Below are 20,816 nucleotides of genomic sequence, written 5' to 3' on the forward strand. Positions count from 1 at the left end.
CTACCTACAATCGTCGAATGCTAGACATCCTCCAACTCCGCAAAGACCTGGACGCCGTGGTGGCGCGCCTGGAAACCCGCAAGAACCCGCAGCCCTACCTCGACGTGTCTGCCTACCAGGCGCTGGAACACGAACGCAAGGCGCTGCAGACCCGCACCGAAGCCCTGCAGGCGCAGCGCAACAGCCTGTCCAAGCAGATCGGCATGCTCAAAGGCAAGGGACAGCACGCCGAGGCTGATGCCGCGATGGCACAGGTGGGCGAGATGAAGGCAGAACTCGAAGCCTCGGCCACGCGGCTGGAGGTGATCCAGGGCGAGCTGCAGGGCCTGCTTCTGGCTGTGCCCAACCTGCCGCATGAAAGCGTGCCGGTGGGCGGCGACGAACACGGCAATGTGGTGGTGCGCAGCTGGGGCACGCCCCGCACGTTCGACTTCGAGGTCCGCGACCACGTGGACATCGGCGAGAAGCTGGGTCTGGACTTCGACACCGGCGCCAAGCTGGCCGGCTCGCGCTTCACCTTCATGCGCGGCCCGATCGCCCGCCTGCACCGCGCGCTCGCCCAGTTCATGCTGGACACGCAGACGCAGGAACACGGCTACACCGAGTGCTACACGCCTTACATCGTCAACGGCGAGACGCTGCGCGGCACCGGCCAGCTGCCCAAGTTCGAAGGCGACCTGTTTGCCGTGAAAAAGGGCGGGCAGGAGGGCGAAGAAATGCCCGACACCCAGGCGCTGTACCTGATCCCCACCAGCGAAGTGACGCTGACCAACGTGGTGCGCGACACCGTGCTGGCCGAGTCCGACCTGCCGATCAAGATGACGGCGCACACGCCGTGTTTCCGCTCCGAAGCCGGCAGCGCCGGGCGCGACACCCGCGGCATGATCCGCCAGCACCAGTTCGACAAGGTCGAGATGGTGCAGATCGTTCACCCCGAGAAGAGCTACGAAGCGCTGGAGGAAATGACCGGCCACGCCGAAGCCATCCTGCAGAAGCTGGGTTTGCCGTACCGGGTGATGAGCCTGTGCACCGGCGACATGGGCTTCGGTGCCAGCAAGACCTACGACCTCGAAGTCTGGGTGCCGGCGCAGGGCACCTACCGCGAGATCAGCTCGGTCTCCAACTGCGAAGCCTTCCAGGCCCGCCGCCTGCAGGCCCGCTTCAAGAACGCCCAGGGCAAGAACGAACTGGTGCACACCCTCAACGGCTCCGGCCTGGCCGTGGGCCGCGCGCTGGTGGCGGTGCTGGAGAACAACCAGAACGCCGACGGCAGCGTGACCGTGCCCGACGTGCTGCGCCCCTACATGGGCGGCGCAGAGCGCATCGGCGCAGGCATTTGATCCAGAGATGCCGCGGAACCGGCTCCGCCGGGCCGCAGGCATCGCCCCCTTGAGGGGGTGACGCCGAAGGCGGCGCGGGGGTGGGTCACCTCAGCCGAAAGCCCTTCGCCTGCATGCAGTGCTTGAGCAGTTCCTCGGCCTGGTCGCCCTTGATCTTGGCCAGGCCCGTCTGGAACTTGCATTCCGAGATGAAGTTGGCGGTGTCGAAATCGCTGACGCCTTCCTTGGCCCAGCGCTGCTCGGTGGAGGCACAGGCCGTCAGCGCGGCCACGGCGGATAGGCAAAGCAGCGGACGGAACAACGGCAACTCCGGGCAGGAAAGAATGATCGGGGACTGACCAATCGATTTTGCCGTGGCGACCGCGCCCATCGCTCCACGGACCGGGTCGAAATCGGGCTCAGGCGTGAATAAACAACGCCGGATCGACCGAAACGCGATTCAAAACCACACCCCAATGCAGATGCGGGCCGGTGACGCGGCCGGTGGCGCCCACGGCCGCCAGCGACTGCCCCTGGGCGAGTCGGTCGCCGACGCGCACATCGATGCGGCTGAGGTGGCACATCATTGAGAAAACGCCGCCGCCGTGGTCGATCCATACCGTCTGGCCGTTGAAGAAGTAGTCGCCGGTGTCGACCACCTCGCCCGCCAGAGGCGAGCGCACCACCGTGCCGGTGCCGGCTGCGATGTCCATGCCGCTGTGTGGCTGCCGTGCTTCACCATTGAAAACACGACGCAGCCCGAACGAACTCGAGCGGGTGCCGCTCACCGGGGCTTGCATGCGCAGGTCGGTCGGCAAGGGGTCGGAAAAACGCGCCATCAGTGCCTGCTGGTGCGCGCGCTCGCGTTCATGCCTGGCCAGATCATCCGGTGAGAGTTCGACGGTGCGTGGCGCCACTTTCAGGCGCTGCTGCGCGTAGGTCTTGGGCGCAATCTGGTGGCTCACCACCCGCCGGACGCCATCGGCACCTTCCACCGCGATCCGCGCCGGGCCCGGGACGGCCGACAGCGGAATGCCGACCAGCGCGGTCCAGCCGGCGGGCGAACCCACGACCAGCAGCCTTGCATCGTCGGACCAGGCCATGGGGCGGTTGGCGGCGGGGCCCAGCGGGAGCAGTGCCACGCCGCCGGGGACGGCCGAAGCATCGGGCCACCGAGCGTCCCCCTCAGCGGCTGCACGGCCTGGGGTGTGCCAGAGCGTGCCTGCCCAGAGCGCGGCCATGCTCGCCAGGACGTTGCGGCGATCTGGTGTGGCTGCTTTCATGCGTCGGTCCACGCGCCACCCGCCTGCGCCGAACGGATCACCGCGTCGACAAAACGCATGCCCATCCAGCCGTCGTGCGCGTTGGGGAAGTGGAGGGCCAGCGGATCGGGCGTCTGCCCCGTGCGGCGCGCGGCAATCGCTTCGGCCGCGTCCGAGTAGAGGTTGGCAAAGGCCTCGGGAAATCCTTCGGGGTGACCGGCTGCGACACGGGTGCTGCGTTGTGCCAGCGGCAGCGTACCGGGGCCGCGCGGGGTTAGGCGCTGGGCGGGTGCGTCCAGTGGCTTGAAGTCCAGCACCTGCGGGTGTTCCTGCTGCCATTCGAGCGTGCCGCGCGAGCCGCTGACGCGGATGCGAAGACCGTTCTCGACACCAGCGGCGGCCTGTGTGACCCAGAAGTTGCCGCGTGCGGCGTCCTGCAGGCGCAGCAATACGCCGGCGAAGTCGTGCGCCGTGCGGTCGGGCACGACGCAGCCCAGTTCGGCCGCGAGCTGTTCGACCTCCAGCCCGGTGACGAAGCGCAGCAGGTGGTGGGCGTGGGTGCCGATGTCGCCCATCACCAGCGACGGACCGCCGCGCGCCGGGTCGGTCTTCCAGGCGGTGCGGCCCGGTCCGGGTTTGGCGCGGCCGCCCTGCACGTACTCGACCTGCACCAGCCGGACGTCGCCAAGCTGGCCGTCGGCCACCATCGCGCGCGCCTGCCGCGCCATCGGGTAGCCGCTGTAGTTGTGTGTCAGGCAGAACACGCGGCCGCTGGCCTGCGCCTTCTCGCGCAGCTGTGCGGCTTCGGCCAGGGTGTTGGTCATCGGCTTGTCGCAGATCACGTCGAAGCCGTGGTTCAGGGCGGCCATGGCATAGGGAAAGTGGCTGTCGTTGGGGGTCATGATCGCCACAACCTCGGCGCCGTCGGCACGTGCGGCCTCGGCGGCCATCAGGGTCAGGGCATCGGGATGGCAACGGTCGGGTGCCAGACCGAGCGCAACGCCTGCAGCGACCGAGCGCTGCGGGTCGGACGACAACGCACCGGCCACGATCTCATAGCGGTCGTCCAGGCGTGCGGCCTGGCGGTGCATCGGTCCGATGAACGAGCCGGCGCCGCCGCCGATCACGGCAAGGCGCAGGCGCCGGCCGAGCAGGGCCACCACAGGGTTGAGGCTGGGGGCTGGAGTGGCCGGGGCCGAAATAGAAGCAGAGGACATGGTGGGGCGTGTTCTACCATCGATCGCATGACAGTTCATTTCGAGACGCTTCACCCCGACCACCTGTACCCCGACGTGTTTGGCGTGCCCGCGCCGGACACACCCTTGGGGCGCGAGCTCTGGCCGCGCCAGCCGGGCGCGCTGATCCGTCGGGCACACGATGAGGCCGAGGCGGCCGGGCCGATGCTGGAGCGCGTGACCGGTCAGTTCGGCCTGGTGCCGCGCTGGGTGAAGTCGGCGTCGGATGCGAAGCTGCGCTCGCCCAAGCTGGTGAACGCGCGCAGTGAGACATTGACGACGTCCAACAACTTTCGCGAGGCCTGGCTGGCCGGGCAGCGCTGCATCGTGCCGATGCAGGCATTCTTCGAGGACGACTGGCGCAGTGGCAAGGCGGTGCCCACGCGCATCGCCCGGGTCGATGGCCGGCCCATGGGCGTGGCCGGTGTGTGGGAACGCTGGGTCGGCGGCGACGGGGCGGAGATTGTGAGCTTCACGCTGCTCAGCGTGAATGCCAACAGCCACGCCTTGATGCACCGCTACCAGCAGCCCGGCGCCGAGAAGCGCATGCCGGCGATCCTCAACGAAGGCGGCTACAGCGCCTGGCTCAACGCAGGCCACCCCGAGAAGGCGCGCGAGTTCCTGCGCGCTTACCCGGCCAACTGGATGACCGCCAATCCGGTGCAGAAAAAATGAAAACGCCGCCACCCCTCACCGGGGCGGCGGCGCGGGGGAAAGGCTGCGTCAGGCCGCGGGTTTGGTGAGCTTGCCGGCCACCTGTTCGGACAGCCAGCCGAACAGTGCGCCCACGACGATCGACAGGATGGTCGGCACGATGGCGGCGGTCGGGCTCATGTCCTTGCCCAGCAGGATCAGGCCGGCCACGGTGGCAAAGCCATAGACGCTCGACGGAATGGTGGACAGCACCGGAATGTGCGCGGCCAGCACGATGACCGCGGCGCCGATGCCCACGGCGACCGGTGCGGCCAGGCCACCCAGCGCACCGAGCTGACCGATCAGCATCACCGAAGCCATGCCCACGACGGCGCCAAAGGACATGCAGACCACGGTCTTGACCAGCCCATCACCCTTGCCGCCGTTGTGGAAGAAGCTCGCCCAGGCCACGAAGGCCTGCCAGACCTGCATGTGGAAGGCCGCGAGCGGACCCAGGAACAGCCAGGTGGCGACGACGGCGAGCAGGCCGATGGAGAGGGCCAATGCAAACAACAAACTCATGAATGTCTCCTCGTTGGTGGTTGGAAGTCACCCGCTTTTGTGGGAAGCAGGTGTCACCAACGAGTCAATTCCCGTGCCATGCCATGCGGGCATGGATCAATTTGAGAACGCTGCTGATTTGATTGGGGAAAGAGCGGAAAACCGCCGCGGTACATGACGCGCTGCACCATGTACCGCGGCCCGCTTTCTGCCACACCGTGTGTGCGCGAACGGAACAGGGCGTGACGAAAAAAGACCACAGCCGGCAGCGCTGTGGTCGGCACAAGGGACTACTTCACCGTGATGGTGATGCGCTCGCTCATGACCACCGGGTGGTGCGGGATGTGGTTCTGGTCGCCCAGCACGAGCTGCAGGGTGTGCTGTCCTGGTTTGAGGTCCAGCGATACCTCGGTCTGGCCGGCACCGAAGTGGCGGAAGTTTTCGTTGGCCGGCAGCGGCGCGTTGGCGTCCCACTCGTTGACGTTGACCAGCAGGTGGTGGTGACCGGTGCCGGCCTTCTCGATGCCCGCGGGTGCCACGCCCATGCCACTGAGGCCGAAGACCACCTTCACCGGGCTGCTCACCACCGATCCGTTGGACAGGTTCACGAAGTACAGCTTGGCTGCCGCCGGTGATTCAACTTTCTTGTAGCCGCTGGCCAGCACCGGCGTGCTCGCGGTGACCTTGGCGGGTGCGGTGGCCGCGGCATTGGGGTCCATGGCGCCGTGCATCGTGCCGTGCATGGCGGCGTGGTCGTGCTGCATGCCGTGGCTGCAGCCGGCGAGAGCGATGACGGCAACGGTGCTGGCGAGGGTGAGGCGGAAGGGTGACAAGGTTCTCTCCTGATGGGCTGTTGGAAGCGCCAGCATACGGAGGGTGACCGCGCTGCAAAGCAGGCTTTACCCATGGATACATCCGGACGGGGTCTTTGGGGGATATGGCCCAGACCCGTTGCCAGCACGCACCCGGTGGGTCGCCATGGCGACGCGCTACCGGGTTCTGGTCTCAGGGAAAACGCGGAGAGCTCTGGCACTTGTCACACGACCGGCGTACAACGGCGTGCGGAACTTCACACCAAAGACCTCCCCGCTCGGGTGGTCACCATCAGGAGACTTCAGATGACGCCTTTTCACGCCCGCCGTCTCACGGCGGTCCTGTCGTTCGCGCTGATCCCGGTGGCCGTCTGGGCCGACGGCGTGTCGGTGCGCAGCGACGACAGCGCCCGCCCGTTCCCGAGCAACCGCTACACGGTGCCCGACTTCGGCAACGCGACCTTCCGCCGCGTCAACCTGCCCAAGCCCGACTGCACAGTGCGCGTGAGTGACTGCCAGGACATCGACGTGATCAACACGCTCGACGGCTTCTCGACCCAGCCGCGCATCACCGTGCCCTTCACCGGCGACATCGACCTGTCGACGGTGAACAGCGACACCGTGTTCCTCGTCAACCTTGGCGACACGCAGACCCTGCGCGGTTTCGGTGAAAAGGTGGGCATCAACCAGGTCCTCTGGGATGCAGCGACCAAGACCCTGGTGTTCGAGCCGGACGCGCTGCTGGCCGAGCGCTCGCGCTATGTGCTGGTGGTGACCAACGGCGTGCGCGATGCCAGTGGCAAGCGGATCAAGAGCGGCGACGGCATGGAGATGCGCGGCCTGCATGGCTTCGACAAGCGCGGTGGCGACCACGACCGCGAGTCGCGGGATGCCGCCAACGGCGTGCGTCTGGGGCGCGGGTTGTCGGTGGCGGCGGCTTCGCTGTTCACCACGCAAAGTGCGACCGGCGACCTGGTGAAGATCATGCGGCAGATCAAGGCCAGCACGCCCGCGCCGGCCAGCTTCCTGATCGGTTCGAACAGCGGCGGCACGGTGCGCGCCGTGTTCCCGGTGTCGGGCATCTCAAGTGTGCTGTTCAACCGGCAGACCGGTGCGGGTGCCGGAGAGTTTTCGCTGCAGCCGGTGCCACTGCCTGCGCTGCAGGCCATTCCCGGCGCGGTAGGCCAGCTGGCCTACGGCCAGTACAGCTCGCCCAACTACCAGACCGCGGGCCAGTACATGCCTGCCACGCCGACGCTGCACGGGCGCCCGGTGCCGCAGGGCACGCAGAACCTGGTGTTCCAGCTGTTCCTGCCGGCCGGCGACAAGCCCGCGGGCGGCTGGCCGGTGGCGATCTTCGGCCACGGTTTCACCGACAGCATGTACGGTGCGCCGTGGACCGTGGCCTCGGTGTTCGCCTCGCGCGGCATTGCGACGCTGTCGATCAACGTGGTGGGACACGCCGGTGGCGCAGCGGGCGCCCTGGCGATCACCCAGGGCACCGGAGCGCCGGTGAGCGTGCCGGCAGGAGGCCGCGGCTTTGACCAGGACGGCAATGGCCTGATCGACAGCACCGAAGGCGTGAACGCCGCCGCGCCGCGCAGCATCATCAGCAGCCGCGACGGCCTGCGCCAGACCGTGGTCGACCTGATGCAGCTGGTGCGCCAGGTCGAGGTCGGCATGGACGTCGACGGTGACGGCAGCGCCGATCTCAACCCGCAACGCATCTACTACGCCGGCCAGTCCTTCGGCGGCATCTACGGCACCATGTTGCTGGGTGTCGAACCTAACATCAAGGCGGGTGTGCCGAACGTGCCGGGCGGCTCGATCACCGAGGTCGCTCGCCTGGGTGTGTTCCGTGGCCTGACCGGTCTGGCGCTCGCCACGCGCACGCCGCAGTTGTTGAACCTGCCGCCGTCGGCTGCGCTGCCGGTGCCGTTCAACTTCTTCGAGAACATGCCGCTGCGCGACCTGCCGCCGGTGGCCAACAACGTGCCGGGGGCGATGGAGATCGCCAAGGTGCTCGACCGCTTCGAGTGGGTGCAGCAGGCGGGCAACCCGGTGTCGTATGCGTCGCTGATCCGCCAGCAGCCGCTGCCGGGCAGCGTGGCCAAGCCGGTGATCCTGCAGATGGCCAAGGGCGACCAGACCGTGCCCAATCCGACCAGCAGCGCCATCGTGCGCGCCGGTGGCCTGCAAGCGCAGACGACCTACTACCGCAACGATCTGGCCTACGCGGCCAACCCGGCGGTCGGCAAGAATCCGCACACCTTTCTGACCGGGCTGGCGAATCCCGCCGGGCCGACGATTGCGGTGATGGCGCAGTCGCAGATCGCGGTGTTCTTCCAGAGCCACGGCACGGTGGTGATCGACCCGGATGGGGCTGCAGGGCCACTGTTTGAGGTGCCGGTGACGCTGCCGTTGCCTGAAGCGCTGAACTACATTCCCTGACCGCATGGCGCCCGAAACCCAGGCAGGGGCGGGCGCTCAGAGCGTGTTGCGGTAACGCTCGAGCATCTGCTCCTGCGTTTCCGCGACCACCTCGTCGCCGCGGAATTCGCGGATCTGGTCGCGCATCATCTCGCCCATGCTGGGCAGCGCGGAACGCTCTATCTGGCGGGAAGCGTCCCAGAGCTTCGAGCGCATCAGGGCCTTGGCGCAGTGCAGGTAGCACGAGCGCACGCCCACGTGGATCGCGAGCTTGGGCACGCGGCCCGCTTCGGCGCAGATTTCGCGGTCGGCCGCATCGTCGCTGAGCCAGGCCTGGCCGTTGATCCGCAGGGTTTCGTCCACGCCCGGAATCAGGAACAGCAGCCCGACCGGCGCGCCGGTCTCACCGCCCCGCACGATGTTCTCCAGCGTGTCCAGCCGGTTGTTGCCGGGCGCGTCGGGGATCAGCAGCGTGTGCGCATCGGCCACATGCACGAAGCCCGGTGCGCCACCGCGCGGCGAGGCATCCAGCCCGTGCGCGGCATCACCGCTGGCAATCACCAGCATCGGCGAGAGGCCGATGAAGCGGCGCGCATGGGCGTCCAGTTGCGGAATTTCTTTCTTGGCCGAGCGCTCGCGCACCGGGTCGTACAGGGCGCGCAAGGCGGCGAGGGAGGTGATGCTCATGCCGGGCAGCATACATTTGACGGATGTCGTTTCCCACTCCAGAGCAACAGCCCCAGCCCGACCGGGGTCACGCCGTCTCGCGCCTGCGCACCACGCGCATCGCCGCATCCAGCAAACCCTTCGTGGCGCGCGGCGCCAATCCGCTGCGCTGCACCGGCTGCCGGTTGCCGCCGCCACACTGCATCTGCGACTGGCGCCCGAGCCAGCCCTCGCGCGCGGGCTTCTGCCTGCTGATGGGCGACATCGAGGCGCTCAAGCCCAGCAACACCGGCTGGCTGATTGCCGACGTCGTGGCCGATACCTGGGCGTTTCAGTGGTCACGGACGGAGGTTGACCCGGCATTGCTGGCGCTGCTGCAGGATCCGCAGTGGCAGCCCTTCGTCGTGTTCCCGCCGGAGTACACCTCGGCGGGACGCGTGGTGTCCGGCCCTCCACCGCAAGAAGAGGCCGCTGGCCGCCGGCCGCTGTACATATTGCTCGACGGCACGTGGTCGGAGGCGCGCAAGATGTTCCGCAAGAGCCCGTACCTCGACGGGCTGCCGGTGCTGGGCCTGCACCCGGAGCAGGCCTCGCGCTACCGCCTGCGCCGCTCGGCGCAGGACCACCACTTCTGCACCGCCGAGATCGCCGCGCTGTGCCTGGACCTCGCGGGAGATGAACGGGCCGCGGAGGCGCTGGACGCCTGGTTCGGCCTGTTCAGCGAGCACTACCTGAGCGCCCGCGGTCAGGGGCCGCTGCCGGTCGACAGCCCGTCGCGGCAGAGGCTTCTGGCACTGGCTCAGCCCGGGATGTCTGGCTCGACCAGCTGAGCCAGTTGCTGCAGGGTTTCCTGCCAGCCGAGGTAACACATCTCGACAGGGATCATGGCCGGGATGCCTTCCTGCACAGCGGTGATTTCGGTGCCGCAGGACACAGCCTTGAGACTGACGGTGGTGATCATCTGGCCGGGCAGGTTGGGGTCGTCGAAAATGTCTGTGTTGACGATCTTCTCGTTGGGCACCAGCTCCAGGTATTTGCCGCCAAAGGCGTGCGTCTGGCCGTTGCCGAAGTTGGTGAACTGCATGCGGTAGATGCCGCCCACGCGGGCGTCCATTTCCAGCACGCGACCGGTGAAGCCATAGGGCGGCAGGAACTTGGCCATGGCGTCGGGGTCGAGGTAGGCGCGGTAGATGCGTTCGGGCGGTGCGCGCAGGACGCGGTGCAGGCGGACAGTGCCGGTGCTCATGGGTGGTTCCTTTCGGGTTGGATCTCGCAGTGTCGTCGAACAGGCAGGCCAATGCGCCTACCCCACCACGACGAAGCAGCCGTTGCGCTTTCGACAGCGCTGGCTCAGGTGCCGCAGAAAGTCCGGTAACCGCGGGTCTGCTCGGGCGTGCCGGGCAGGGCGGCCAATGCGTCGGCACTGCGTTCGGTGTACGGATCGCTCACGATGGACAGCAGGCGTTCGAAGGGCTTCAGGTCACCTGCGTCGGTGGCGGAGTCCAGCGCATTTTCGACCAGGTGGTTGCGCGGAATGTAGACCGGGTTGGTGGCGTCCATGCGGTCGGCGAGCTCGGTCGCGGCTTCGCCGGAGGCCGGGACGCGTGCCTGCCAGCGGCCGAGCCAGGCGCCCAGCGCGGCGGTGTCGTCTCCCCAGAGGGTGCGCAGGTCGTCCGGCTGCCCCCGCAGCACCGCCGACAGGCGCCGGAAACCGAGCGTGAAGTCGATCCGGTGCTCGTGCATCAGTTGCAGCAGGTCGTTGGCCAGCGTGCGGTCCGCTTCGTCATCGGCGCCGTCCGCCCGCAGGCCGAGTTTGGCGCGGTGCAGATTCAGCCAGTGCTGCGAGAAGCGGTCAGGGAACCGCTCGATCACCTGGGTGGCCTTGATCACCGCAAGGTCGCTGTCGTCGTCGATCAGGGGCAGCAGGGCTTCAGCCAGCCGCGTGAGATTCCACTGTGCAATGCCGGGCTGGTTGCCGAAGGCGTAGCGGCCGTGGCTGTCGATCGAGCTGAACACGGTCTCAGGGTCGTAGGCCTCCAGGAAGGCGCAGGGGCCGTAGTCGATGGTTTCGCCCGAGACCGTCATGTTGTCGGTGTTCATCACGCCGTGGATGAAGCCGACCGACATCCACAACGCGATCAGCTTCGCCTGCCGCGCCGCCACCGCGTCCAGGAAGGCGAGGTAGCGCTCGCCGGGTTCTGCCATCTTCAGAAGGTCGGGATCGTGGCGGCCGATCGCGTGGTCCGCCAGCACGCGCAGGCGTTCGGTGTCGCGTCGTGCGGCAAAGAACTGGAAGGTGCCAACGCGGATGTGGCTCGCGGCCACGCGGGTGAGGATCGCGCCAGGCAGTGCACGTTCGCGGGAGATCGTCTCGCCTGTGGCAATCGCCGCCAGGGTGCGCGTGGTCGGGATGCCCAGCGCGTGCATGGCCTCGCTGATCAGGTATTCGCGCAGCACCGGACCGACGGCCGCCTTGCCGTCGCCGCCGCGCGAGAAGGGTGTGCGGCCTGAGCCTTTGAAAGCGATGTCGCGGCGCTGTCCCTGCGGGTCAATGATTTCGCCGAGCAGCAGCGCGCGGCCGTCGCCCAGCTGCGGCGAGAAGCCACCGAACTGGTGGCCGGCGTAGGCCTGTGCGACGGGCTGCGCGCCGTCGGGCACCTGGTTGCCCGCCAGCACCACCAGGCCTTCGTCAGAGTCCAGCGCACTGGTGTTCAGCCCCAGGTCCTCGGCCAGCGCATGGTTGAACCTGAGCCAACGTGGCGCCGGTACCTTGGCCGGCTGCCACGGCACGGACAGGCCATCCAGCTGGGCGTAACGGTTGTCGAAGGGGAAGAGGGGATTGGGCACGGCGCAGGCTCGCAACAAGGGAGCCTGATTGTGGGTGGGCGTCAAAAACCTTGGGGGACGCGTGCCTGCGTCCAAAGCACCCGTGGAACCGGCTTCGCCGGGCCACAGGGTGCGTCCCCCCTCCCAGCGCCGCAGGCGCGCCAGAGAGGGGGGAAGCCGCGCAGCGGCGCAGGGGGGAGTCGCTTACAGAGCTTTCACGACCGCATCGCCCATCTGCGACGTGCCGACCTTGGTCGTGCCTTCGCTCCAGATGTCGCCGGTGCGCAGGCCCTGGGCCAGCACCTTCTGCACGGCGGCTTCGATGCGCTGGGCGGCTTCTTCCTGGTTGAGCGAGAAGCGCAGCATCATCGCGGCCGACAGGATGGTCGCCAGGGGATTGGCGACGCCCTTGCCTGCGATGTCGGGCGCGCTGCCATGGCTGGGCTCGTACAGGCCCTGGTTCTTGCTGTTGAGCGAGGCCGAGGGCAGCATGCCGATCGAGCCGGTCAGCATCGAGGCTTCGTCCGACAGGATGTCGCCGAACATGTTACCGGTGACGACCACGTCGAAGGCCTTGGGGTTCTTGACCAGCTGCATGGCCGCGTTGTCGACATACATGTGGTCCAGCGCAACGTCGGGGTACTGGGCATGCACCTCGATCACGGTGTCCTTCCAGAACTGGAAGGTCTCCAGCACGTTGGCCTTGTCGACCGAGGTCACCTTCTTGTTGCGCTTGCGCGCGGCCTGGAACGCGACGTGGGCGATGCGCTCGATTTCCGGTTTGGCGTAGCGCATGGTGTCGAAAGCTTCGGGCGCGCCCTTGAACTCGCCATCCGGGGCCTCGCGGCGGCCGCGCGGCTGGCCGAAGTAGATGTCGCCGGTCAGCTCGCGAATGATCAGGATGTCCAGGCCGGCCACGAGCTCGGGCTTGAGGCTGGAGGCACCGACCAGCTGCTCGTAGCAGATCGCGGGGCGGAAGTTGGCGAACAGGCCCAGGTTCTTGCGCAGGCCCAGGATGGCCTGCTCAGGGCGCAGCGGGCGGTCCAGTTTGTCGTACTTCCAGTCGCCGACGGCGCCGAACAGGATGGCGTCGGCTTCCTTGGCCAGCTTGAGCGTGGACTCGGGCAGCGGGTGGCCATGTGCATCGTAGGCGGCGCCACCGACCAGGGCCGATTCCATCTCGAACTTCAGGTCGAGCGCCTTGAGGACCTTGACCGCTTCGGCGACGATTTCGGTGCCGATGCCGTCACCGGGGAGAACTGCGATTTTCATTTGTGTTGTCGTTGGGAGTTTGGTTACATGGTGTGGGCCAACCAGGGCTTGGTCGCCAGCCGCTCTTTCTCGAACGCCTCGATCTTGTCCTTGTGGCGCAGCGTCAGGCCGATGTCGTCCAGCCCGTTGATCAGGCAGTACTTGCGGAAGGCGTTGACCTCGAAGGGGATCTCTTCGCCCTGCGCCTTGACGATCACCTGTCGTTCCAGATCGATGGTCAGGCTGTAGCCGGGGAAGGCGTGGACTTCGTTGAACAGCTGGTCCACCTGCGCCTCGCTCAGCACGATAGGCAGCAGGCCGTTCTTGAAGCAGTTGTTGAAGAAGATGTCGGCGTAGCTGGGCGCGATGATGGCGCGGAAACCGTACTGGTCGATGGCCCAGGGAGCGTGCTCGCGGCTGGAGCCGCAGCCGAAGTTGCGGCGCGTGATCAGGATCGAGGCGCCCTTGTAGCGCGGCTGGTTCAGCACGAAGTCGGGGTTGGGCTTGCGGTTGCTCTCGGGCACGCCGGGCTGGCCGACGTCGAGATACCGCCACTCGTCGAACAGGTTGGGGCCGAAGCCGGTCTTGCGGATCGACTTGAGGAACTGCTTGGGAATGATCGCGTCGGTGTCGACGTTCTCGCGGTCCATGGGGGCCACGAGGCCCTGGTGAATGGTGAATTTCTGCATGGTGTGGGTGTTCAGTTGGTGGCGCCCTTGACGGCTTCGCCGGCCTTCTCCAGTCCGGAGCCGACCGCCTGGCCAGCGGCCTTGCCGCCTTCGACGGCCTTGTCCTTGACCTCCAGCGACTTGTCGACGACCACGTCTTTGACTTCGATGGCCTTGTCGACCACCTTGTCCTTGACTTCGATGGCCTTCTCCTTGACCAGGTGCGCGTCCTGCTTGACGCCTTGCACGGTGTTGGTGCCGCAGGCGGCCAGCGCCGTCAGGGCGGTGGCTGCGACCAGGAGGTTCAGGGGCTTGAGAGAGGACATGGAGGACTCCTTGAAAAGGGCTCGGAACAGGGTCAGGCGATGGTGCGGATGTCGATGAAATGGCCGTGGATCGCGGCGGCGGCGGCCATCGCGGGCGAGACCAGGTGGGTGCGGCCACCGGCGCCCTGGCGACCTTCGAAGTTGCGGTTGCTGGTGGAGGCGCAACGCTCGCCCGGCTCCAGCCGGTCGGCGTTCATCGCCAGGCACATCGAGCAGCCGGGCTCGCGCCACTCGAAACCGGCGGCCTTGAAGATCTCGTGCAGGCCTTCGCGCTCGGCCTGTTCCTTCACCAGACCGGAGCCGGGCACGACCATCGCCAGCTTGATGTTCTTGGCGACCTTCTGGCCCAGCTTCTTCACGACAGCTGCAGCTTCACGCATGTCTTCGATGCGGCTGTTGGTGCAGGAGCCGATGAAGACCTTGTCGACAAAGATGTCGGCCAACGGCTTGCCGGGTTCCAGCGCCATGTACGTCAGCGCGCGTTCCATCGCGCCACGCTTGCTGGCGTCTTTTTCCTTTTCGGGGTCCGGCACGCGGGCGTCGACGCCCAGCACCATCTCGGGCGAGGTGCCCCAGGTGACCTGCGGCAGGATCTGTGTCGCGTCGAGCTCGACCACTGCGTCGAACACCGCATCGGCGTCGGAGTGCAGCGTCTTCCAGTAGGCGACCGCCTGGTCCCACTCCACGCCGGTGGGCGAGAGCGGGCGTCCCTTGACGTACTCGATGGTCTTGTCGTCCACGGCGACCAGGCCGGCGCGCGCGCCGCCTTCGATGGCCATGTTGCAGACCGTCATGCGGCCTTCCATCGACAGGGCGCGGATCGCGCTGCCGCCGAACTCGATGGTGAAGCCGGTACCGCCGGCGGTGCCGATGCGGCCGATGATCGCCAGCACGATGTCCTTGGCGGTCACGCCCTTGGCGACCTGGCCTTCGACCTTGACCAGCATGTTCTTGGCCTTCTTGGCCAGCAGGGTCTGCGAGGCCATCACGTGCTCGACTTCGCTGGTGCCGATGCCGTGTGCCAGCGCACCGAAGGCGCCGTGGGTCGAGGTGTGTGAGTCGCCGCAGACCACGGTCATGCCGGGCAGCGTGGCGCCGTTTTCCGGGCCGATGACGTGCACGATGCCCTGGCGCTTGGACATGAAGGGGAAGAAGGCGGCGGCGCCAAATTCCTGGATGTTGCTGTCCAGCGTGGTGATCTGTTCCTTGCTGATCGGGTCGGTGATGCCGTCGTAACCCTGTTCCCAGCCGGTGGTGGGCGTGTTGTGGTCGGCGGTGGCGACGATCGAGCTGACGCGCCAGACCTTGCGGCCGGCCTGGCGCAGGCCTTCGAAGGCCTGCGGGCTGGTGACTTCGTGCACCAGGTGGCGGTCGATGTAGAGCACGGCGGTGCCGTCTTCTTCGGTGTGGACGACGTGTTCGTCCCAGATCTTGTCGTAGAGGGTGCGGGCCATGGGTCGGGGTTCTCCTGTGGGTCTGAAATTCTAGGATGGTGTGGCGGTGCGGGCGGCCTGCGCGGACAGGTGGTCCACCAGCAGGCGGGCGCTGACGGGCAGGCTGGAAAAGTCGCGCGCGACCAGGTCGATGTGGCGAGTGGCCCATTCATCGGTGAGCGGGATGCAGGCCAGGCCACCGACGTCGTGCATCAGCTCGAAGGCGCGGCGCGGCATCAGGCCGACGCCCAGTCCGTTGTGGATCATGCGGCACATGGCGTCGAGCCCGCTGACACGGATGCGCAGCCGGATGCTGCGGCCTTCGCGCACGGCAGCGTCGTGCATCGCGCGGTAGATCGAGCTGTTGGCGTGCAGGCCGACGTGGTCCCAGTCGAGGCTGGCGGCGAACGGCAGCTCGGCGTGGGCGGCCAGCGGATGCCGTGCGGGCGCGATCAGAACCAGGGTGTCCTGTTGATAGGGCAAGGTCTGCAGTCCGTCCCCCTGCGGCGCCGCGCCGACGTGGCAGATGCCCAGGTCGGCCGCGCCTTCCTGCACCGCGCGCACCACCTCGGTCGAGAGGCGTTCTTCGAGGTCGATCTTGATCGCGTCGTGGTCGCGGATGAAGCTGCCGAGGTCTTCGGGCAGGAACTGCACGATGGCCGAGATGTTGGCGTGCACCCGCACATGGCCGCGCACGCCGTCGGCGTACTCCGAGAGCTCGCCCTGCATCTTGTCGAGGCTGAACAGCACCGAGCGCGCATGGTGCAGCAGGCTCTGGCCGGCAGGAGTGGGGGTGACGCCGCGCGCGTGGCGCATGAGAAGGGACGTGCCGACGGTGGATTCGAGGTCCGACAGGCGCTTGCTGACGGCCGAGGGAGCCATGAACTCCTGCTCGGCCGCCTTTCCGATGCTGCCGCGTTCACACACCGCCACGAACAGCTGCAGCGTGGTCAGGTCAAGTCGACGGGTGAAGGCGCGGTCTGGGGCGTTCATGGATAAGTCATCGTGCTTCAAGATGACTTTGGCGATTTTCCCTCTTTTGAATGGGTGGAGGTGTCGTGATCGGCGATGTCAGACCCCGCAAAAACAAAACCCGCTACACCTCAGGTGAGCGGGCTTGTTCAAGGCCTGCGTGGAACCGGCTTTGCCGGGCCACTGCAGGCGCCCCCTTGAGGGGGTGACGCCGCAGGCGGCGAAGGGGTGTGCTTGTTATCGTTTAAACCCGGTCGGCACGTCGCGGCGCGGCGAGCCCGTGAACAGCTGGCGCGGACGGCCGATCTTGTACTCGGGGTCGGCCAGCATTTCGTTGAGCTGGGCGATCCAGCCGACGGTGCGGGCCAGGGCGAAGATGCCGGTGAACAGGCTGACCGGGATGCCGATCGCGCGCTGCACGATGCCGGAGTAGAAGTCGACGTTCGGGTACAGCTTGCGGCTGACGAAGTACTCGTCTTCCAGGGCGATCTTTTCCAGTTCCTTGGCGAGCTTGAACAGCGGATCGTTTTCCAGGCCCAGCTCGGCCAGCACTTCGTTGCAGGTTTCCTGCATCAGCTTGGCGCGGGGGTCGTAGTTCTTGTAGACGCGGTGACCGAAGCCCATCAGCTTGACGCCGGAGTTCTTGTCCTTGACCTTCTCCATGAACTCGCCGACCTTGGAGACGCCGCCCTGGCGCTGGATGTCTTCCAGCATGTTCAGGCAGGCTTCGTTGGCGCCGCCGTGGGCGGGGCCCCACAGGCAGGCCACGCCGGCCGCGATGGCGGCGAACGGGTTGGTGCCCGACGAGCCGCACAGGCGGACCGTGGAGGTGGAGGCGTTCTGCTCGTGGTCGGCGTGCAGGATGAAGATGCGGTCCAGGGCCTTTTCCAGCACCGGGTTGACCTTGTACTCTTCGCAAGGCGTGCCGAACATCATGCGCAGGAAGTTGCCCGAGTAGCTCAGGTCGTTCTTCGGGTACATGAAGGGCTGGCCGACGCCGTACTTGTAGGCCATGGCGACCAGCGTGGGCATCTTGGCGATCAGGCGGATCGCGGCGATGCGGCGGTGCTCGGGATTGTTGATGTCGGTGCTGTCGTGATAGAAGGCCGACAGGGCGCCCACCAGGCCGGTCAGCACGGCCATCGGGTGTGCGTCACGGCGGAAGCCGCGCAGGAAGAACTGCATCTGCTCGTTGACCATGGTGTGGTTGATCACGAGCTTGTGGAAGTCGCCGCGTTCCTTCTCGTTGGGCAGTTCGCCGTTGAGCAGCAGGAAGCAGGTGTCGAGGTAGTCGGCCTGTGTGGCCAGCTGCTCGATCGGGTAGCCGCGGTACAGCAGCTCGCCCTTGTCGCCGTCGATGTAGGTGATGGCGGACTGGCAGGAGGCGGTAGACAGGAAGCCCGGGTCGTAGGTGAACATGCCGGTCTGCGCATACAGCTTGCGGATGTCGATCACGTCCGGCCCGATGCTGCCGGCATACACCGGCATCTCGACGCTGGGGCTGCCGTTGGAGAACGACAGGGTGGCTTTGTTGTCTACGAGTTTCATGCGGTTTCCTTGATGGGATGGGTCTTAAACGGTAGAGCGGGCATTGCGGAGCATCTCCAGCACCTGCAGAACTTCCGGTTCGGCCTGAGGCCCCTCGGGTGTCTTGCGGCCGAGCAACTGATCGAGCAGATCGTTGTCGGACAGATCCATTAGAACCCCCAGAGCTTCAGCCTGCCTGACGGTCAAGCCAGATTCGTGCCTGGCGAAGAACCGCTCGATGAACAGGTCGTTCTCCAGCAGGCCACGGCGGCAGCGCCACTTGAGCTTGCTCATTCCCCGCAGGTCCAGCAGGGCGTCGGCAGCGGCGTTGTCGGTCGTGGCCATGGGCGTCATCAGACGGCGCGACGCACCATCAGTTCCTTGATCTTGCCAATCGCCTTGGTCGGATTCAGGCTCTTGGGGCAGACGTCCACACAGTTCATGATGGTGTGGCAGCGGAACAGGCGGTACGGATCTTCCAGGTTGTCCAGGCGCTCGGCGGTGGCCTGGTCGCGGCTGTCGGCGATGAAGCGGTAGGCCTGCAGCAGACCGGCGGGGCCGACGAACTTGTCGGGGTTCCACCAGAAGCTGGGGCAGCTGGTCGAGCAGCTGGCGCACAGAATGCATTCGTACAGGCCGTTGAGCTCTTCGCGCTCTTCGGGACTCTGCAGGCGCTCGCGCTGGGGTGCCGGCGTCTCGTTGATCAGGTAGGGCTTGATCGAGTGGTACTGCTTGAAGAACAGCGTCATGTCCACGATCAGGTCGCGCACCACCGGCAGGCCGGGCAGCGGCTTGAGGACGATGTCGCCCTTGAGCGTGTTCAGGTTGGTCAGGCAGGCAAGGCCGTTCTTGCCGTTGATGTTCATGGCGTCCGAGCCGCACACGCCTTCACGGCAGGAGCGGCGGAACGACAGCGTGGGATCCACGGCCTTGAGCTTGACCAGCGCGTCCAGCAGCATGCGCTCGGTACCGTCCAGTTCGACCTGGATGGTCTGCATGTACGGCTTGGCGTCCTTGTCCGGGTCGTAGCGGTAGATCTTGAAAGTGCGTTGTGCCATTTTTCAGCTTCCTTGTGTTCGCTCGGTCCGGTCAGAAGGTACGGGGCTTCGGAGGCACCGTCTCGGCAGTCAGGGGCTTCATGCGCACCGGCTTGTAGTCCAGGCTGTTGCCTTCCTTGAACCACAGGGTGTGTTTCATCCACTCGGCGTCGTTGCGGCCCAGCGGGCAGGTCGCGTGGTTGACGTCGTGTTCGTAGTCGCGCACCAGGTGGGCGCCGCGGCATTCCTTGCGGGCGGCGGCGCTGGTCATGGTGGCCTGGGCGGCTTCCATCAGGTTTTCGACTTCCAGCGCTTCGATGCGCGCGGTGTTGAACACCTTGGAGTTGTCCTTCAGGCCAATGGCGGCGACGCGGTCGCGCAGGGCGTTGATCTTCTGCACACCAGCGTCCATCTTGTCTTGCGCGCGGAAGACACCAGCGTGCTCCTGCATGATGGCGCGCATGTCGTTGGCGACGTCCTGGGCGTATTCGCCGTCCTTGGCGTTGTCCAGGCGGGCCAGGCGGGCCAGGGTCTTGTCGGCAGCGTCCCTGGGCAGGTCCTTGTGTTCCTGCTTGGGATTGACGTTGGCGATGATGTGGTTGCCGGCGGCCTTGCCGAACACCAGCAGGTCCAGCAGCGAGTTGGTGCCCAGGCGGTTGGCGCCGTGCACCGACACGCAGGAGCATTCGCCCACGGCGTAGAGGCCGTTGACCGGCTTGTCTTCGCCATTGAAGCGCTCGACCACCTGCCCGTGGATATTGGTCGGGATGCCGCCCATCTGGTAGTGGATGGTGGGCACGACCGGGATCGGCTCGCGCGTCACGTCGACGTTGGCGAAGTTCACGCCGATCTCGTACACCGAAGGCAGGCGCTTGTGGATGGTGTCGGCACCCAGGTGGTCCAGCTTCATGTGGATGTAATCCTTGTTGGGACCACAGCCACGGCCTTCCAGGATTTCCTGGCCCATGCAGCGGGACACGAAGTCGCGCGGCGCCAGATCCTTCAGCGTGGGCGCATAGCGCTCCATGAAGCGCTCGCCGTTGCTGTTGAGCAGGATGGCGCCTTCACCGCGGCAGCCTTCGGTCAGCAGCACACCGGCGCCGGCCACGCCGGTGGGGTGAAACTGCCAGAACTCCATGTCCTGCAGCGCGATGCCCGAACGGGCGGCCATGCCCAGGCCGTCGCCGGTGTTGATGAAGGCGTTGGTCGAGGACTGGAAGATGCGGCCGGCGCCGCCGGTGGCCAGCAGCACGGTCTTGGCTTCGAGCACATAGGTGTCGCCGGTTTCCATTTCGAGGGCGGTCACGCCCACGCAGTCGCCGGAGGCGTCGCGGATCAGGTCCAGCGCCATCCACTCCACGAAGAACGTGGTGCGGGCGGACACGTTGGCCTGGTACAGCGTGTGCAGCATGGCGTGTCCGGTGCGGTCGGCCGCGGCGCAGGCGCGCTGCACCGGCTTTTCGCCGTAGTTGGCGGTGTGGCCGCCGAACGGACGCTGGTAGATGGTGCCGTCGGGGTTGCGGTCGAACGGCATGCCGAAGTGTTCGAGCTCGTACACGACCTTCGGTGCTTCGCGGCACATGAATTCGATCGCGTCCTGGTCACCGAGCCAGTCGGAGCCCTTGACGGTGTCGTAGAAGTGGTATTCCCAGCTGTCTTCGCTCATGTTGCCCAGCGAGGCGGACACGCCACCCTGTGCGGCCACGGTGTGCGAGCGGGTCGGGAAGACCTTGGAGAGCACGGCAACCTTGAGGCCGGCGCGGGCCAGCTGCAGCGAGGCACGCATGCCGGAGCCGCCGGCCCCGACGATGACCACGTCGAACTTGCGCTTGGGGAGAGATGCGGTGGTGGTCATGGA

21 protein-coding genes are annotated in these 20,816 nt (G+C 66.7%); 4 read left to right on the forward strand and 17 right to left on the reverse strand.

From position 1 onward, the window contains the following. Window positions 1–17 precede the first annotated feature (17 nt). A complete protein-coding gene (gene serS, locus ACLIJ1_RS11130) occupies window positions 18–1,340 on the forward strand; it encodes a serine--tRNA ligase (protein WP_411365573.1) in 1,323 nt (440 codons plus the stop codon). Window positions 1,341–1,425: 85 nt separating this feature from the next. Here serS and ACLIJ1_RS11135 read toward each other — a convergent pair whose 3' ends face one another. Genes ACLIJ1_RS11135 through ACLIJ1_RS11145 form a run of 3 tightly spaced genes read right to left on the reverse strand, consistent with a single transcriptional unit; the run spans window position 1,426 to window position 3,798 of the window. Beyond that, window positions 1,426–1,710: a hypothetical protein gene (locus ACLIJ1_RS11135; RefSeq protein ID WP_411365574.1), complete on the reverse strand. Its 285-nt coding sequence runs from the start codon at window positions 1,708–1,710 to the stop codon at window positions 1,426–1,428. Between the two features lie 28 nt (window positions 1,711–1,738). After that, window positions 1,739–2,602, reverse strand: coding sequence for a peptidoglycan DD-metalloendopeptidase family protein (locus ACLIJ1_RS11140; RefSeq protein WP_411365575.1), 864 nt, complete (start codon window positions 2,600–2,602; stop codon window positions 1,739–1,741). Beyond that, window positions 2,599–3,798 carry a Gfo/Idh/MocA family protein gene (locus tag ACLIJ1_RS11145; RefSeq protein WP_411365576.1) on the reverse strand — a complete coding sequence of 400 codons (1,200 nt, stop codon included), beginning with the start codon at window positions 3,796–3,798 and terminating at the stop codon, window positions 2,599–2,601. The genes ACLIJ1_RS11140 and ACLIJ1_RS11145 overlap by 4 nt, the downstream gene beginning before the upstream one ends. A gap of 27 nt (window positions 3,799–3,825) precedes the next feature. On the opposite strand from ACLIJ1_RS11145, the gene ACLIJ1_RS11150 reads away from it, so the two are divergent. Then, a complete protein-coding gene (locus ACLIJ1_RS11150; protein WP_411365577.1) occupies window positions 3,826–4,491 on the forward strand; it encodes an SOS response-associated peptidase in 666 nt (221 codons plus the stop codon). A 48-nt stretch (window positions 4,492–4,539) separates the two neighbouring features. Here the strand turns inward: ACLIJ1_RS11150 and ACLIJ1_RS11155 are convergent, their stop codons facing one another. Both ACLIJ1_RS11155 and ACLIJ1_RS11160 read right to left on the reverse strand, forming a co-directional pair. Further along, entirely contained in the window at window positions 4,540–5,031 is a 492-nt protein-coding gene (locus ACLIJ1_RS11155; protein ID WP_411365578.1) for a DUF1097 domain-containing protein, read from the reverse strand. A 269-nt stretch (window positions 5,032–5,300) separates the two neighbouring features. Next, a complete protein-coding gene (locus ACLIJ1_RS11160; protein WP_411365579.1) occupies window positions 5,301–5,843 on the reverse strand; it encodes a DUF4399 domain-containing protein in 543 nt (180 codons plus the stop codon). A 285-nt stretch (window positions 5,844–6,128) separates the two neighbouring features. Between ACLIJ1_RS11160 and ACLIJ1_RS11165 the strand changes: the two genes are divergently transcribed. Then, entirely contained in the window at window positions 6,129–8,273 is a 2,145-nt protein-coding gene (locus tag ACLIJ1_RS11165) for an Ig-like domain-containing protein (RefSeq protein WP_411365580.1), read from the forward strand. Between the two features lie 36 nt (window positions 8,274–8,309). Here the strand turns inward: ACLIJ1_RS11165 and ACLIJ1_RS11170 are convergent, their stop codons facing one another. After that, window positions 8,310–8,939: an MSMEG_1061 family FMN-dependent PPOX-type flavoprotein gene (locus ACLIJ1_RS11170; RefSeq protein WP_411365581.1), complete on the reverse strand. Its 630-nt coding sequence runs from the start codon at window positions 8,937–8,939 to the stop codon at window positions 8,310–8,312. Window positions 8,940–8,962: 23 nt separating this feature from the next. On the opposite strand from ACLIJ1_RS11170, the gene ACLIJ1_RS11175 reads away from it, so the two are divergent. Continuing rightward, window positions 8,963–9,748, forward strand: coding sequence for a tRNA-uridine aminocarboxypropyltransferase (locus ACLIJ1_RS11175; protein WP_411365582.1), 786 nt, complete (start codon window positions 8,963–8,965; stop codon window positions 9,746–9,748). Here ACLIJ1_RS11175 and ACLIJ1_RS11180 read toward each other — a convergent pair. From ACLIJ1_RS11180 to sdhA, 11 genes are all read right to left on the reverse strand, one after another. Continuing rightward, complete coding sequence (locus tag ACLIJ1_RS11180) at window positions 9,718–10,164, reverse strand: SRPBCC family protein (protein WP_411365583.1); 447 nt, start codon at window positions 10,162–10,164, stop codon at window positions 9,718–9,720. The two genes, ACLIJ1_RS11175 and ACLIJ1_RS11180, sit on opposite strands and share 31 nt — an antisense overlap. Window positions 10,165–10,268: 104 nt before the next feature. Beyond that, window positions 10,269–11,765: a protein adenylyltransferase SelO gene (locus tag ACLIJ1_RS11185; protein ID WP_411365584.1), complete on the reverse strand. Its 1,497-nt coding sequence runs from the start codon at window positions 11,763–11,765 to the stop codon at window positions 10,269–10,271. A gap of 183 nt (window positions 11,766–11,948) precedes the next feature. After that, window positions 11,949–13,016: a 3-isopropylmalate dehydrogenase gene (gene leuB / locus ACLIJ1_RS11190; protein WP_411365585.1), complete on the reverse strand. Its 1,068-nt coding sequence runs from the start codon at window positions 13,014–13,016 to the stop codon at window positions 11,949–11,951. Window positions 13,017–13,039: 23 nt separating this feature from the next. After that, the gene (gene leuD, locus ACLIJ1_RS11195) at window positions 13,040–13,684 is read right to left on the reverse strand and encodes a 3-isopropylmalate dehydratase small subunit (protein ID WP_411365586.1); all 645 of its coding nucleotides are present in this window, start codon (window positions 13,682–13,684) and stop codon (window positions 13,040–13,042) included. Between the two features lie 11 nt (window positions 13,685–13,695). Continuing rightward, the gene (locus ACLIJ1_RS11200; RefSeq protein WP_411365587.1) at window positions 13,696–13,989 is read right to left on the reverse strand and encodes a hypothetical protein; all 294 of its coding nucleotides are present in this window, start codon (window positions 13,987–13,989) and stop codon (window positions 13,696–13,698) included. 32 nt (window positions 13,990–14,021) lie between these two features. Next, window positions 14,022–15,443 carry a 3-isopropylmalate dehydratase large subunit gene (gene leuC, locus ACLIJ1_RS11205; protein ID WP_411365588.1) on the reverse strand — a complete coding sequence of 474 codons (1,422 nt, stop codon included), beginning with the start codon at window positions 15,441–15,443 and terminating at the stop codon, window positions 14,022–14,024. A gap of 30 nt (window positions 15,444–15,473) precedes the next feature. Beyond that, entirely contained in the window at window positions 15,474–16,415 is a 942-nt protein-coding gene (locus tag ACLIJ1_RS11210) for a LysR family transcriptional regulator (protein WP_411365589.1), read from the reverse strand. A gap of 216 nt (window positions 16,416–16,631) precedes the next feature. Continuing rightward, a complete protein-coding gene (locus ACLIJ1_RS11215; protein ID WP_411365590.1) occupies window positions 16,632–17,942 on the reverse strand; it encodes a citrate synthase in 1,311 nt (436 codons plus the stop codon). Window positions 17,943–17,966: 24 nt separating this feature from the next. Next, window positions 17,967–18,275, reverse strand: coding sequence for a succinate dehydrogenase assembly factor 2 (locus ACLIJ1_RS11220; RefSeq protein WP_411365591.1), 309 nt, complete (start codon window positions 18,273–18,275; stop codon window positions 17,967–17,969). Then, window positions 18,275–18,979 (reverse strand): succinate dehydrogenase iron-sulfur subunit, encoded by a 705-nt coding sequence (locus tag ACLIJ1_RS11225; RefSeq protein WP_411365592.1) that lies wholly within the window; start codon window positions 18,977–18,979, stop codon window positions 18,275–18,277. The genes ACLIJ1_RS11220 and ACLIJ1_RS11225 overlap by 1 nt, the downstream gene beginning before the upstream one ends. Before the next feature lie 31 nt (window positions 18,980–19,010). Further along, window positions 19,011–20,813 (reverse strand): succinate dehydrogenase flavoprotein subunit, encoded by a 1,803-nt coding sequence (gene sdhA / locus ACLIJ1_RS11230; protein ID WP_411365593.1) that lies wholly within the window; start codon window positions 20,811–20,813, stop codon window positions 19,011–19,013. Window positions 20,814–20,816 lie beyond the last annotated feature (3 nt).

Source organism: Hydrogenophaga sp. RWCD_12 (genome assembly GCF_046604225.1).
Taxonomy (GTDB): domain Bacteria; phylum Pseudomonadota; class Gammaproteobacteria; order Burkholderiales; family Burkholderiaceae_C; genus Hydrogenophaga.

Coding starts and splice junctions, on each gene's coding strand:
- serS (WP_411365573.1), top strand. CDS start 18: ATGCTAGACATCCTCCAACTCCGCAAAGACCTGGACGCCGTGGTGGCG.
- ACLIJ1_RS11135 (WP_411365574.1), bottom strand. CDS start 1,710: ATGGGCGCGGTCGCCACGGCAAAATCGATTGGTCAGTCCCCGATCATT.
- ACLIJ1_RS11140 (WP_411365575.1), bottom strand. CDS start 2,602: ATGAAAGCAGCCACACCAGATCGCCGCAACGTCCTGGCGAGCATGGCC.
- ACLIJ1_RS11145 (WP_411365576.1), bottom strand. CDS start 3,798: ATGTCCTCTGCTTCTATTTCGGCCCCGGCCACTCCAGCCCCCAGCCTC.
- ACLIJ1_RS11150 (WP_411365577.1), top strand. CDS start 3,826: ATGACAGTTCATTTCGAGACGCTTCACCCCGACCACCTGTACCCCGAC.
- ACLIJ1_RS11155 (WP_411365578.1), bottom strand. CDS start 5,031: ATGAGTTTGTTGTTTGCATTGGCCCTCTCCATCGGCCTGCTCGCCGTC.
- ACLIJ1_RS11165 (WP_411365580.1), top strand. CDS start 6,129: ATGACGCCTTTTCACGCCCGCCGTCTCACGGCGGTCCTGTCGTTCGCG.
- ACLIJ1_RS11170 (WP_411365581.1), bottom strand. CDS start 8,939: ATGAGCATCACCTCCCTCGCCGCCTTGCGCGCCCTGTACGACCCGGTG.
- ACLIJ1_RS11175 (WP_411365582.1), top strand. CDS start 8,963: ATGTCGTTTCCCACTCCAGAGCAACAGCCCCAGCCCGACCGGGGTCAC.
- ACLIJ1_RS11180 (WP_411365583.1), bottom strand. CDS start 10,164: ATGAGCACCGGCACTGTCCGCCTGCACCGCGTCCTGCGCGCACCGCCC.
- leuB (WP_411365585.1), bottom strand. CDS start 13,016: ATGAAAATCGCAGTTCTCCCCGGTGACGGCATCGGCACCGAAATCGTC.
- leuD (WP_411365586.1), bottom strand. CDS start 13,684: ATGCAGAAATTCACCATTCACCAGGGCCTCGTGGCCCCCATGGACCGC.
- ACLIJ1_RS11200 (WP_411365587.1), bottom strand. CDS start 13,989: ATGTCCTCTCTCAAGCCCCTGAACCTCCTGGTCGCAGCCACCGCCCTG.
- leuC (WP_411365588.1), bottom strand. CDS start 15,443: ATGGCCCGCACCCTCTACGACAAGATCTGGGACGAACACGTCGTCCAC.
- ACLIJ1_RS11210 (WP_411365589.1), bottom strand. CDS start 16,415: ATGAACGCCCCAGACCGCGCCTTCACCCGTCGACTTGACCTGACCACG.
- ACLIJ1_RS11215 (WP_411365590.1), bottom strand. CDS start 17,942: ATGAAACTCGTAGACAACAAAGCCACCCTGTCGTTCTCCAACGGCAGC.
- ACLIJ1_RS11220 (WP_411365591.1), bottom strand. CDS start 18,275: ATGACGCCCATGGCCACGACCGACAACGCCGCTGCCGACGCCCTGCTG.
- ACLIJ1_RS11225 (WP_411365592.1), bottom strand. CDS start 18,979: ATGGCACAACGCACTTTCAAGATCTACCGCTACGACCCGGACAAGGAC.
- sdhA (WP_411365593.1), bottom strand. CDS start 20,813: ATGACCACCACCGCATCTCTCCCCAAGCGCAAGTTCGACGTGGTCATC.